This window comes from Sorangium sp. So ce834 (assembly GCF_051521425.1).
GTDB lineage: Bacteria > Myxococcota_A > Polyangia > Polyangiales > Polyangiaceae > Sorangium > Sorangium cellulosum_D.
In genome coordinates this window covers 6,566,936-6,580,015 of record NZ_CP150351.1, presented here as the reverse complement: position 1 = coordinate 6,580,015, position 13,080 = coordinate 6,566,936, and the positions used below count along the sequence as shown (strand labels likewise).

The window sequence follows — 13,080 nt, the reverse complement described above, 5'->3', positions numbered from 1 at the left end:
GACAGGGTTCCTGTAAGCTGCGGGCGTCGCAGCCTCGACCATGCGAATCCGGATCTGTCCTCCCCGACGCGCCGCTGCGGCCGTCGCATTGCTCCTCGCCGCGTGGTCGGCGCCGCTCTTCGCGCAGGGCGCCGGACGCGCGCAGCCCGCCGCCAGCAGGCCTTCGGCCGCGGCTCCCGCCGCCAGCGGGCCCGCAGCCAGCGCGCCGTCCACCACGGCACCCGCTGCCACCGCGCCCGCCGCCGGCGCGCCTCCTGCCGGCGCTCCAGCCGCCGCGGCCGCCGCGAAGGCGGACGCCGAGGCCCGCTTCCAGCGCGGCCTGCGCATGTACAGGGCCGAGGCGTGGGAGGCCGCCGCGGCCGAGTTCCTCGAGTCGCGCCGGCTCTTCCCGACGTGGGGGGCCACCTCCAGCGCCGCGCGCTGCTTGCAGAAGCTCGGGCGCCCCACCGAGGCGCTCGAGCTGTTCGAGTCGCTCCTCGCCGACTTCGAGGACGTGCTCCCGGCCGACGCGAAGCAGGCGGCGCTCGCCGAGGTGGAGCAGCTGCGCGAGCTCGTCGGCGCGATCGCGATCGAGGGGGGCGCGCCCGGCGCGGTGGTGCTCGTCGACGGCGAGCGCCGCGCCGAGCTGCCGCTCCCGGCCCCGCTGCGCGTCGCGGCGGGCGCCCACGCGGTGCGCATCCAGAAGGACGGCTTCGAGCCGTTCGAGGCGCGCGTCGACGTCCTCGGCCGAACGACGGCGCGCGTCGCGGCGAGCCTCAAGGCGATCGAGACGCGCGGGCGCCTGCGCATCTCCGAGATCACGGGCAAGCAGCTCGGCGTCGCGCTCGACGGCGTGCGCGTGGGCACGACCCCCTGGGAGGGCAAGGTCGAGCCCGGCGCGCACGTGATCGTGCTGTTCGGCTCCGACGGCTTCGGGACGCCGCCGACCACGGTCTCCGTCAAGGCGGGCAAGGTCGTCGACGCGCCGCTCCGGGCGGTGAAGGCGCGCCCCATCCTCACCGCGGCCGACCCGGTCGAGCTCGACTACAAGAAGGGCGACCCCATCCCCCTCGGGTACCGTCTCGAGACGAACGCGCGCGGCGGGCTCATCTCCGCGGGAGCGACCATCCTCGGCGTGGCCTATACGCCGTTCTCGGTCTCGGGCACGCTCATCGGCTACCCGATCCTCGCCGTTCCGGTGGCCGGTCCGCTGATCCACGCGGCGCGGGTGGCGGACAGCGGGGACGAGGCGATCTTCGTGATCGACGGCGTCTTGCAGGCGGCGGGCCTCGCGATGATCGCGAGCGGCATCCTGGTCCGGAAGACGACGCTCGTGCGCGAGGACGTCGCGCGCTCCGGCCCGCGCCTCCTCGGCGCCTCGCCCGCCCGGCTCGGCCGCGACGGCCTCGGCGTCCAGGTGGTCGGTGGCTTCTAGTTCCACCCACCAGGAGTCGGGCCAGGGATCCGGAGAGAGAGAGTTCAACGCAAAGGCGCAAAGACGCAAAGACGCAAAAAAGATTTGTAGTTTTGCGCCTTTACGCCTTTACGCCTTTGCGTCTTTGCGCCTTTGCGTTGAATTTCTCTTCGGACGCGACGGCGCTCCCGCCTCGCTCCGCCGCTTCCCGCGCGCTCAGCCCGGCGCCGGCGCTCCGTACCCGCCGCCCCCGGGCGTCTCGATCACGAACACGTCGCCGACCCCCATCTCGACCGACCCGATGTGCGGCAGCACCTCGGTCGAGCCGTCCGCGCGGACCACGAGGTTGCGCCCGGGCGCGCCCGCGCCCCCGCCGGCCAGGCCGAACGCGGCCGTCGAGCGCCCGTTCGACAGGATCGACGCCGTCATCGGCTCGAGGAAGCGCACGGCGCGCGTGCCGCCGTCCCCGCCCGGAAAGCGCCCGGCGCCCCCCGAGCCCGCGCGGATCTCGTAACGATCGATCCGCACCGGGAACCGGTGCTCGAGCACCTCGGGGTCGGTCAGGCGCGAGTTCGTCATGTGCGTCTGCACGACGCTCGTGCCCGGGAAGCCGCGCGCTCCGCCGGCGCCGAGCTCGACGCCCGCGCCCGAGCCGCCCGAGATCGTCTCGTAGTACTGGACCCTGTCGTTGCCGAACGTGAAGTTGTTCATGGTCGGCTGGCTGCTGGCCAGCACGCCGAGGGCGCCGTACAGCGCGTTGGTGACGCAGGTCGACACCTCCACGTTGCCGGCCACCACCGCGGCGGGCGGGCGCGGGCTCAGCATCGAGCCCTCGGGGACGATCACCTCGATGGGCTTCAGGCACCCGGCGTTCAGCGGGATGTCGTCGTCCACGAGCGTGCGGAAGACGTAGAGCACGGCGGCCATCGTCACCGCGCGGGGCGCGTTGAAGTTGTTGTCCATCTGCGCCGACGTGCCGGTGAAGTCCACCACCGCCGAGCGGCGCGCGCGGTCGATCCGGACGGACACCGCGATCGTCGCGCCGTTGTCGAGCGGCAGCGTGAAGCGCCCGTCGCGGAGCAGCGCCGGGTCGAGCCGCGCGATCGCGAGGCGCACGCTCTCCTCGGCGTTGTCCTGCACGTGCTTCATGTAGGCGTGCACGGTCTCCAGCCCGAACTGGGCCACCATCGCCGAGAGCTCCTGCGCGCCCTTCTCGTTCGCCGCGATCTGCGCGCGCAGGTCGGCCAGGTTCTGCTGCGGATTGCGCGCCGGATACGGGCCGCCGCCCAGCGCCGCGAGGATCTCGGCCTCGCGGAGCCGCCCGGCCTCGACCAGCATCACGTTGTCGAGCAGGACGCCCTCCTCGTCGATCGTCCTGGAGAACGGCGGCATGGAGCCCGGGGTGATGCCGCCGATGTCGGCGTGATGCCCGCGCGAGGCCACGTAGAACAGCGCGCGGGCGCCCTCGTCGTCCCAGATCGGCGTGACCACCGTCACGTCGGGCAGGTGGGTGCCGCCGTGGTAGGGGTCGTTCAGCACGTAGACGTCCCCCGGCTTCATCCCGGGGTTTCGCGCGATCACGGTCCGGATCGACTCGCCCATCGAGCCGAGGTGCACCGGCATGTGCGGCGCGTTCGCGATCAGGTTGCCCTCCGCGTCGAACAGCGCGCAGGAGAAGTCGAGCCGCTCCTTGATGTTGACCGAGTGGGCGGTGTTCTGCAGGCGCAGCCCCATCTGCTCGGCGATGTTCATGAAGAGGTTGTTGAACACCTCCAGCATCACCGGGTCGACCTCGGTGCCCACCGCGCGGCGCTCGGGGCGCGGCGCCACCCGGGTGAGCGTCATGTGGCCGAGCGCGGTGATCTCGGCCTGCCAGCCGGGCTCGACGACCGTCGTGGCGTTGGCCTCGGCGACGATGGCGGGGCCGTCGATGACCGCGCCCCGCCCGAGCCGCTCGCGCCGGTACAGCGCCGCGTCGCGGAAGGCGCCCTCCGCGAACATGCGCGCGCGCGCGTCGGCCTCGGGGCGGTGCGGGCGCGCCTCGGCGGGCCGCTCCTCCGCGGCGTCGCCCGGCCCGATCGCCTCCACCGACACGCTCTCCAGCACCAGCGCCTTGTCGGGCATCAGGAAGGCGAACCGCTTGCGGTAGGCCGCCTCGAAGGCGGCGCGGATCGCCTCCGCGCTGCCGTACGGCACGACGAGGGCGGTGTCGGTGCCGTCGTAGCGCACGTGCGCGCGCTGGATCAGCCGCGCGCGCTCCGGCGAGAACCCTTGCCCCACGAGCTCGGCCTCGGCGTCGCGGCCGATGCGCGCGAGGGCCTCGCCCGCCGCGGCCAGGCCGGCCTCGTCGAGGCGCCGCTCCACCGCGGCCTCGCGCATCGCGCTCTGGTCGGAGAGGCCCATGCCGTAGGCGGACAGGACGCCCGCGAGCGGGTGCACGAAGACGCGGCGCATGCCGAGGGCGTCGGCCACCGCGCAGGCGTGCTGGCCGCCGGCGCCGCCGAAGCACTGGAGGGTGTACTGCGTGACGTCGTAGCCGCGCGCCACCGAGATCTTCTTCACCGCGTTCGCCATGTTCGCGACGGCGATCTGCAGGAAGCCCTCGGCCAGCTGCTCCGGCGTGATCGGGCGCGACGTCTCGCGGCGCACCTCCTCGGCCATGGCCTGGAAGCGCCGCTCGACGACCTCGCGGTCGAGCGGCTCGTCGGCGCCGGGCCCGAACACGCGCGGGAAGAGGTCGGGCTGGATCTTGCCGAGCATCACGTTGGCGTCGGTGATGGCCAGCGGCCCGCCGCGGCGGTAGCACGCCGGGCCCGGGTTCGCGCCGGCCGACTCCGGGCCCACGCGCAGCCGCGCGCCGTCGAACGTGAGGAGCGAGCCGCCGCCCGCGGCCACGGTGTGGATGCTCATCATCGGCGCGCGCATGCGCACGCCGGCCACCTGCGTCTCGAAGGCGCGCTCGAGCTCGCCCGCGTAGTGCGACACGTCGGTCGACGTGCCGCCCATGTCGAAGCCGATGACCTTCTCGTGCCCGCCCGCGAGCGCGGTGCGCACCATGCCGACGATGCCGCCGGCCGGCCCGCTCAGGATCGCGTCCTTGCCCTGGAACCTGTGGGCGAGCGTCAGCCCGCCGCTCGACTGCATGAAGTAGAGCAGCACGCCCGGCATCTGGCGCTCGACCTGCTCGACGTAGCGGCGCAGGATGGGCGAGAGGTACGCGTCGACGACCGTCGTGTCGCCGCGCGAGACGAGCTTCATGAGCGGGCTGACCTCGTGCGAGGCGGAGACCTGGGTGAAGCCGATCTCGCGCGCGATCTCGGCCGCCCGCCGCTCGTGCGCCGTGAAGCGGTAGCCGTGCATGAAGACGACGGCGCAGGCGCGGATGCCGGCCTCGAACGCCTCCTCCAGCGCGCGGCGCAGCGCCGCGCCGTCGAGCGGCTCGACCACCTCGCCCCGCGCGTCCACGCGCTCGCGCGCCTCGATCACGCGCTCGTAGAGCAGGTCGTGCAGCGCGATGTGGCGATCGAACAGGCGGGGGCGGTTCTGGTACCCGATGCGCAGGGCGTCGCGGAAGCCGCGCGTGGTCACGAGCGCGGTGCGGTCGCCCTTGCGCTCGAGCAGCGCGTTGGTGGCCACCGTGGTGCCCATCTTCACGCACGCGACCTCGGCGGGGGTGATGGCCCGCCCGGGCGGGAGGCCGAGCAGGCGGCGGACGCCCTCGACCGCCGCGTCGGCGTACTGCTCGGGGTTCTCCGACAGCAGCTTGGCGGTCGTGAGCGAGCCGTCGGGCCGCCTGGCCACGACGTCCGTGAACGTCCCGCCGCGGTCGATCCAGAACTGCCATTGGCTCGAGGTCGACGTCATGGATTCCACTCCTTGCCAGAGCACGGATCACGTTGGAACAAGCGAGGAATGAACCGCCGAGGCGCAAAGGACGCCAAGATTCGATCCTCTTCTTGGCGTCCTTTGCGCCTCGGCGGTTCGGAGCTCTGCGCTTTGGGGCTCACAGCGCGGCGGCGGCGCGGGCCGCCTGGTCGTACACGCCGGAGAGCCTGCGCAGGAGCCGCGCGAGCTCGCCGATCTGCCGGTTCTGCGCCTCGTCGGGCTCGAGCGTGCCGATGAGGAAGGCCTCGCGGTGCTCGGCGTAGCGCCTCACGTGCTCGCGGCCCTGCGCGGACGTCGCATAGGTCACGTCCTTGCCCCTGCGGCTGACCTCGACCACGCCGAGGGCCTGCAGCTTCTTCAGCGAGTAGCTGATGACGTGGGTGTCCTCGTTCATCACGAAGCAGATGTCCGACAGCCGCTTGTCGCGCTCGCGGTGGTTCACGTGGTGCAGCACGCGCACGTCGAGCGGCGTCAGGTCCGGCAGCCCGGCGGCGGTCATGCAGTGGACCATCCAGCGCGAGAACGCGCTGTTCGCGACGATCAGGCCGAACTCGAGCTCGCTCAGCTCCGGGCTGCGCGGCGAGACGAGGTGCGCCGACGACACGATGTGCGGCGCGGCGGCCTGGCCCTCCGTGGGCCCGGCGCCCGGGCGACCGCGCGCCTCGCTGCTCGGACGACCCGCCTGTTCCGGGCCGTTCGCCGGGCCCTTCGATGCGGCGCTGCGGCGCTTCGCGGTGCGCCCTCGGGGGTTCTCCATGGCGTGAGGATGGATCTGGATGGCGACATTTTACCAACAAAATATTAACATTTTCACATGTTATTGAATTTGTTCATGATCCAGCCCCTGCGCGTCGCCCGTGCGCCATGCTCCCGCGCGACGCAGGCGTGCCTGGGGGCGCGCCGGCCCCCTGCGGATGGCCAGGCGAGGCCTGAATTACGGAGAGGCGCCTCGATGGATGCGCAAAAACTCATCTCCAAAAAGGGTGTCAGCGGCGTGCCCATGAGGCATGGTGTCGCCCGACCGATGCAGACCAACGCGCATGATGCGCTGTTCAAAGCCGCTTTTTCGCAGGTCGAGCACGCGGCGGGAGAGCTTCGGCAAGCGCTGCCGCCCGAGCTGTCGTCGCGGATCAACTTCGCGGATCTGCGGCTGTGTCCTGGCAGCTTCGTGGATGAGGCGCTGAAGGAGCGGCAGAGCGATCTCCTCTTTTCGGCCTCGATGGGCGAAGCCCGCGTGCTCCTGTATCTCCTGTTCGAGCACCAGAGCACGGTGGAGCCGCTGATGGCGTTCCGCCTGCTCCGCTACATGGTGCGGATCTGGGAGCACCACCTTGCCGAGCACCCGGGGTCGAAGCGCCTGCCGGCGATCGTGCCGGTCGTGCTGCACCACAGCGAGAGGGGCTGGGCCTCGGGGACGTCGTTCGAGGAGCTGCTCGACCTCGACGAGGGCGCGCGGGCCGCGGTGGGCGAGCATGTGCCGCGGTTCCGGTTCGTGCTGGACGACCTCAGCCAGGAGGCGGACGAGGCGCTGAAGGCGCGGTCGATGAGCGCGTTCTCGCGCCTGGTCCTCTGGTGCCTGCGGCACGCGCGGGAGCCGGAGGAGCTGCTTGCGCAGCTGGCGAAGTGGCTCGACCTGATGAATGACGTGCGGCGCGCGCCCAACGGGGTGGAGGCGCTGCGGACGATATGGCGGTACATTCTGGCGACGAACGAGCGCAACGATGCGGACGAGGTCCTGCAGCGGCTCCTGGCCGCGGCAGGAGAATCCTGGAAGGAGGAGATCGTGTCGGCAGCCGATCAGCTGGTGGAGCGCGGAAGGCAGGAGGGGCTGCGGGAGGGCCTGCAACAGGGGCGCCGGCACATGTTGCTGAGGCAGCTCGGCGCGCGGTTCGGCGCCCTGCCCGACGCCGCCGTCGCCCGGGTCAACGCCGCCGACATCGGGGAGCTCGATCGGTGGTCCGAGCGCGTGCTCACCGCGCCCACGCTCGCCGACGTGCTGAGCGAGCCCTGAGGGCGTGTTCTGCCGCCGAGCACCCGGCCGGACCGCCTGATCACGGCCCGCCCGCGTGCACCGCATCCGGAACCGGCGCCCAGCGCTGTACAACCGTTCGCGCGGCGTGGTAAACGCCTGAGCAGGTCTCAGCGCGAGAGAGCCTGCTCGAATGGCCAGCCAGAAACCCTTTCCGCATGTGACCGCCGCCCGCGCGGCGGGGCTGGCCGCGCTCCTCGGCGCGACGGATCCCGCCGCGGCGGACGAGCGCGCGGGGATCGCGGAGCGGCACTTCGAGCGGGCGCGGCGGGCGCGCGCCGCGCGACGCCAGGCGCCCGCGACGCCCGACGCCGGCGCCCCTTCGCCGCCGGGCGGCGCGCCAGCCGCGGAGCGCGCGCGGGAGTACCTGCACGCGGCGCCGACGCGCTCGCCGGTGCTGAACGCCTTCCTGAACGAGCTCGGCGCCGAGCGCGAGGCGCTCGTGCCGGCGAACGTCCACGTCTTCGACGAGCACACGCTCGCGCCGAGGCTCGTCGAGATCGCCCGCCAGCGCGTGGTCTCCATGCTGCTCGCCGTGGGCCGGACCGACGTCGCCCTGACGCTCGCCCAGATGCCGCGGATCGCCAACGAGCGCGCCGCGCGGCTCTTCATGCGGCAGGCGGTCCACGTGGGCGGCGACCTCGGGGCGATCACGCGCGACTACGCGCGGTACTACCGGCGCTCCGGGGCCCCGGAGCGCGACGACCAGCGCGCCGCCTGCATCATGGCCACGTTCGCCGGGCGCCTGAGCGCCATGGCGGCGAAGCTCCTCGGCCCCCACGTGCGCGCCGAGCTGCGGGCGGCGCTGGAGCAGCTCACGTCGCAGGGCGGCGCCCCCGCACGGCGCGCGCGGGCGAGCGAGCTCCGGGCCCCGCAGGGCGCCGGGCGATCCGCCGCCCCGAAGGCGGCGCTCGGCGCAGGCGCGACGACGCGGCCGAGGGGCAAGTAGGCGGCTCGCCCTCTCCTCGGCCGGATCCTGTTGCGAGGGGCCCGTTCGTTTGCTTCGTTGGGTGCGAGGCGCCCCGGAGCACAGGCTCCCGAGGCGTCGGAGACGTCATCCCAGCGAGAGGCCGAGGCTCATGAGTTCGCTCGCAGAAGGCAGTGTCATCGCTGGAAGATACCGCCTCGAGCGGATGCTCGCGCGGGGCGGCATGGGGGCGATCTGGGTGGCCCGGCACGTCCAGCTCGACGCCGCGGTGGCGATCAAGCTCATGGCGCCCGAGTACGCCGCCTCGTCGACCGCGCGGGCGCGCTTCGAGCGCGAGGCGAGGGCGGCGGCGCAGCTCAAGATCCCGAACGTCGTCCACGTGCACGATTACGGGATCGAGGGCGAAACGCCGTTTCTCGTGATGGAGCTCCTCGAAGGAGAGGACCTCGAGACGCGGCTCGCGCGCGAGGGGCGCCTCTCGCTTTCGGCCACGCTGAGCGTCGTCGCGCAGGTGTGCAAGGCCCTGCGCCGCGCGCACGAGACGGGGATCATCCACCGCGATCTCAAGCCGGCGAACCTGTTCCTCGCGCGCCAGGACGACGAGGAGACCGTGAAGGTCCTCGACTTCGGGATCGCCAAGGCCCAGGGCACGCTGCTCGCCGGCAAGGAGACGAAGACGGGCACGCTCGTCGGCTCGCCCTACTACATGAGCCCGGAGCAGGTGCGCCGGAGCAAGACCCTCGACTGGCGCAGCGATCTCTGGTCGGTCGGGGTGATCGCCTATCGCTGCGTCACCGGCAGGCTCCCGTTCCCGGGCGAGGAGATCGGCGAGGTGTTCGTGGCCATCTGCACGGAGGACGTGCCCCTCGCGTCCAGCCTCGCGCCGGAGCTCGGGCCCGAGGTGGACCGGTTCTTCTCGCGCGCGTTCATGCGCGAGCCCGAGCGCCGGTTCCAGAGCGCGAGCGAGCTCGCCGAGGCGTTCAGCGCAGCGGCCGCCTCGCCCGGGGCGGAGCCCGGAGCCCCACGGCCGCCGGCGCCCGCGGGGGGCGCATCTCCGCCGCTCGACCTCCGCGTCGGCGCTCCGGAAGCGAGCCCAGGTGCGATGGGGGTGAGTCCAGGCGCGATGGGGGTGAGTCCAGGCGCGATGGGGGTGAGCGCAGGCGCGATAGGGGTGAGCCCAGGCGCGATAGGGGTGAGCCCAGGCGCGATGGGGGCGAGCCCAGGCGCGATGGACTCGGACGGCGCGTTCCGGTCCACGCTGCCGGCCGCCCCAGGGGCCCTCCCGCGGGGCGCGCCGGGCAGCGGCGCCGACCAGGGCGGCGCACCGGCCTTCCAGGAGACCGCCAGCACGCTGGCGCCGTCCGGAAGCATCCTCGTCGCGCCGCCAGGGAGCGGCCGCCGCGGCTGGATCCCGCTCGCCTTCGGCGCGAGCGTGCTCGCGCTCGGGCTCGTCACCTACGCCGTCCTCCGCGCCACCGCGCCGAGCGACGCGCCGGCGTCGCGGCTCGACCCGGCGGGCTCGCCTGCTTCCGCAGCTGCGCAGCCCGCGACAGCGCTCTCCGCGACAGGGCCCTCCGCGACGGAGCCCTCCGCGACGGAGCCCTCACCGCCGGCCTCTCCCGCCGCCTCCGCCGCGGCGAGCGCGCCTTCCACCCCCACCGCGGCGAGCGCGCCTTCCACCCCCGCCGCGGCGACCAGCGCCTCCGCACCCGCGCCGCCTTCACCGGCCCCCCGGAGAGGCACCCCGCGGCCCGCCAGGCCAAGGAGCGCTCCCGACGATCCCACCGATCACATGTGATCTCCTCCCAGGGGCTCCTCACGCGCTGCTTCGACCGGCGCCCGCTCCGCCCGCCCGCCGGCCGCGCAGCGCGGGGCCCAGGCGCTCGCGCACGAGGTCGACGAACACCCTGACCTTCGGCGACAGGTGCCGCGTGCCGGGATAGACGACGTGGAGCGGCACGTCGGCCGGGCTCCATTCGTCGAGCACGCGCGAGAGGCGCCCCTCGCGCACGTCCAGCTCGCACCGCATGGCCGGCAGCACCCCGATGCCCACGCCCGCGAGCACGATCCGGTGCAGCACCTCGAGGTTGTTCGCCGTCGCCCGCGGCGTCACGCGCACCTCCTCGCGCCGCGCGCCGCGGTGGAGCACCCACCGCGCGCCGGGCGGCTCCCCCGCGCGCGCCCCCGCGGACACGAGGACGTCGTGCCCCGCGAGGTCCGCCGGCGCGCGCGGGGCGCCGCGCCGCGCGAGGTACACGGGCGCCGCCACGAGGTAGCGCGGGAGCGCCCCGAGGCGGCGCGCGACGAGCGACGTGTCGCTGGGCGCGCCGAACCGCAGCGCCACGTCGAACCCCTCGGCGACGAGATCGACCACGCGATCGGTGCAGACCACCTCCACGCTCGCCTCGGGGTGATCACGCAGGTACTCGGCGACCACGCCGCCGATCCACCCGAAGTGCAGCGGCGCCGTGATCCGCAGGAGCCCGCGCGGCCCGTCCTGCATCTGCGTCACCGTCCGATCCGCCTCGTCGAGATCGGCCACGATGCGCGCGCAGCGCTCGTAGTACGCCGCGCCGACGTCCGTGACGCTGAGCTTGCGCGTGGTCCGCCGCAGCAGCTGCGCGCCGAGCCGCGCCTCGAGCTCGGACACCTTCCGGCTCACCGTCGACTTCGGCATCCCGAGCTCGCGCGCAGCCCGCGTGAAGCTGCCCGCCTGGACCACCCGGGTGAAGACAGCGATCTCGTTGAGGTCGGGCAGCATCGATTGTCCCATGGTTGGAACTATTTTTCCTATAGGTCCACACTAATCAAGCCCATGGAACAGTCGTAGGTTCCCTCCAGAACGGGTGGCTCGGCCCGGTCGAGAGCGCGATGCGGCGGATCGGCCGCGATTCACGGCTCGATCCGAGGAGCCCACCTGGAAGGAGACACGCATGTACTTGGTCACGGGTGCCACCGGGAACGTCGGCAAGGAGCTCGTCGAGGAGCTCCTCGCCGCGGGCGAGAAGGTCCGGGTCTTCACGCGCGACGAGCGCAAAGTGGCCCACTGGGGGGCCAGGGTCGACAAGGCCGTGGGCGACCTCGCGCGACAGGACACGATCGCGCCGGCGCTCCAGGGCGTGAGGGCGGCGTTCCTGCTGCCGGTCGCGGAGGCCGACGGCATCGATCACGTCCGAGGCTTCCTCGCGGCGGCGCAGGCGAGCGGCGCGCCCCGCGTCGTCCTCCTGTCAAGCATCAGCGCCGGCGCGCCGGAGGTCGAGCTCGCCCGCCGCCACGCCGAGAGGGAGCACCTCGTCAGGTCGTCCGGGCTCCGCTGGACCTTCGTCCGCCCCGGCACGTTCATGTCGAACACCTTCCAGTGGGCCCGGTCGATCCGGGCCGAGCGCGCGGTCTACAACCCGCACGGGGACGGCAAGACCGCGCCCATCGCGCCGCGCGACATCGCCGCGGTCGCCGCGCGCGCGATGACCACGGAAGAGCTCCTGGGACGGGCGCTGGAGGTGACGGGCCCCGAGCTCCTCAGCACGCCGGAGCAGGTGGAGATCCTCGCGCGCGTCCTCGGCACGCCGCTCCGGCGGGTGGACGTCCCGGTCGACGCCGCCCGGCGGAGGATGATCGAGGCCGGGGCGCCCCCGTCGCTCGCCATGGCCGTCGGCGAGCTCATCGAGCGCATCCGCGCGGGCAAGGGCGCCATGCAGACCGACACCGTCGAGCGCGTGACGGGGCGCAAGCCGAGGACCTTCGAGGCCTGGGCGCGCGAGCACGCGCGGGCGTGGACCGGGGGCTGACGCGGGCGCGCGCGCCGGGCTCACCCGGTCGGGTGGGTGTTCTTGTAGAGACGCAGGCTGTTGCGGATCGCCATCGTCACGGTCATGGGGCCGACGCGCGGCACGAACACGCTCGCCTTGGTCTGGATATCGTCGCTGAAGTTCTTGAAGGTGGAGAAATTGATGCAGAGGCTGCCCTCGCGGATCTCGGCGGCCTGCACGTGGGGGAAGCTCCGCGACGGCACGCCGGTCACCACGATGTCCGCTTGCCGCAGCGCGCTTGCCCGGTCCACCGTCGTCTCGTGCACCTCGTGCGTGTCGCCGGACGAGCTCGGGACGAAGAGCAGGGGACCGTCGATGTCGAACGACGTCACGTGCGCTCCGTCGTGCGCCATCATGCTCGCGAGCGGCCTCCCGACGACCTCGCTGCGGTTGAAGATGCACACGCTCCTGCCCACGAGCGGCCGCTCGCCCTGACCGAAGAAGCCGGCCGCCTCCATCAGCTTGAGGATCGCCAGCGGCGTGCAGGGAAGGATCGCCTTCTGCGTCTTCGCCTCATCCAGGAAACGCTGGTTCCCGTACAGGCAACGTGCCCAGAACGTGTGGAGCCCCTCGATGTCCTTGGACGGATCGACGCTGTCCCGCAGATAGACGTCCTGCTCCGTGCCGAAGATCGGGTAATAGACCATGATCCCGTGCACGCCCGCGTCCTCGTTCGCCGAGCGGATGGCGGACTCCGCGCTGAGCCGCGTGGCGTGGCGGATCTCGAAGCGCACCCCCACGTCCTCGCACGCCTTGCGCGTGTACTCGGCATACGTGTACGAGGGCCCGTGATCCGCCGCGAGCACACCGACCAGGAACAGCGGCTCAGGCAGGGCGGCGAGCTCCGCCCGGATCTCGCGACGGAACGTCTCGGCCACCGCGCTCGGATCGAGAACCCTGGCCGCGCCCGTGTCCCGGCTCGGCGGCTTGTCGTGTGGACCCATCGGGGGGCGGAGACGAGCACGCGCCAGCATCGATGTCAAGGCCGCGGGCGGCCGGCCCCCGCGGCGCGAGCTCGACTCGGACGCTCCATGGC

General features: G+C 72.9%; 9 protein-coding genes. 5 read left to right on the top strand and 4 right to left on the bottom strand.

Features of this window, described 5'->3' with window-relative positions; translation table 11 throughout:
• The first annotated feature begins 40 nt into the window (after positions 1 to 40).
• The gene (locus WMF20_RS23770) at positions 41 to 1,414 is read left to right on the top strand and encodes a PEGA domain-containing protein (protein WP_437616892.1); all 1,374 of its coding nucleotides are present in this window, start codon (positions 41 to 43) and stop codon (positions 1,412 to 1,414) included.
• Positions 1,415 to 1,609: 195 nt separating this feature from the next.
• Here the strand turns inward: WMF20_RS23770 and WMF20_RS23765 are convergent, their stop codons facing one another.
• Together WMF20_RS23765 and WMF20_RS23760 are read right to left on the bottom strand one after the other, a co-directional pair.
• Positions 1,610 to 5,257 (bottom strand): hydantoinase B/oxoprolinase family protein, encoded by a 3,648-nt coding sequence (locus WMF20_RS23765; RefSeq protein ID WP_437616891.1) that lies wholly within the window; start codon positions 5,255 to 5,257, stop codon positions 1,610 to 1,612.
• Positions 5,258 to 5,396: 139 nt separating this feature from the next.
• Positions 5,397 to 6,035: a winged helix DNA-binding protein gene (locus WMF20_RS23760; RefSeq protein ID WP_129576472.1), complete on the bottom strand. Its 639-nt coding sequence runs from the start codon at positions 6,033 to 6,035 to the stop codon at positions 5,397 to 5,399.
• 267 nt (positions 6,036 to 6,302) lie between these two features.
• Here WMF20_RS23760 and WMF20_RS23755 point away from each other — a divergent pair, with 267 nt between their 5' ends.
• The 3 genes from WMF20_RS23755 (at position 6,303) to WMF20_RS23745 (ending at position 10,033) form a co-directional block, all read left to right on the top strand.
• Positions 6,303 to 7,289 (top strand): Rpn family recombination-promoting nuclease/putative transposase, encoded by a 987-nt coding sequence (locus WMF20_RS23755; protein WP_437616890.1) that lies wholly within the window; start codon positions 6,303 to 6,305, stop codon positions 7,287 to 7,289.
• 151 nt (positions 7,290 to 7,440) lie between these two features.
• A complete protein-coding gene (locus WMF20_RS23750; protein WP_437616889.1) occupies positions 7,441 to 8,256 on the top strand; it encodes a hypothetical protein in 816 nt (271 codons plus the stop codon).
• A gap of 130 nt (positions 8,257 to 8,386) precedes the next feature.
• A complete protein-coding gene (locus tag WMF20_RS23745; RefSeq protein WP_437616888.1) occupies positions 8,387 to 10,033 on the top strand; it encodes a serine/threonine-protein kinase in 1,647 nt (548 codons plus the stop codon).
• Positions 10,034 to 10,051: 18 nt separating this feature from the next.
• Here the strand turns inward: WMF20_RS23745 and WMF20_RS23740 are convergent, their stop codons facing one another.
• Entirely contained in the window at positions 10,052 to 11,008 is a 957-nt protein-coding gene (locus tag WMF20_RS23740; RefSeq protein WP_437616887.1) for a LysR family transcriptional regulator, read from the bottom strand.
• 160 nt (positions 11,009 to 11,168) lie between these two features.
• On the opposite strand from WMF20_RS23740, the gene WMF20_RS23735 reads away from it, so the two are divergent.
• Complete coding sequence (locus WMF20_RS23735; RefSeq protein ID WP_437616886.1) at positions 11,169 to 12,023, top strand: SDR family oxidoreductase; 855 nt, start codon at positions 11,169 to 11,171, stop codon at positions 12,021 to 12,023.
• Positions 12,024 to 12,043: 20 nt separating this feature from the next.
• Here the strand turns inward: WMF20_RS23735 and WMF20_RS23730 are convergent, their stop codons facing one another.
• Positions 12,044 to 12,988 carry a bifunctional methylenetetrahydrofolate dehydrogenase/methenyltetrahydrofolate cyclohydrolase gene (locus WMF20_RS23730; protein ID WP_437616885.1) on the bottom strand — a complete coding sequence of 315 codons (945 nt, stop codon included), beginning with the start codon at positions 12,986 to 12,988 and terminating at the stop codon, positions 12,044 to 12,046.
• Positions 12,989 to 13,080 lie beyond the last annotated feature (92 nt).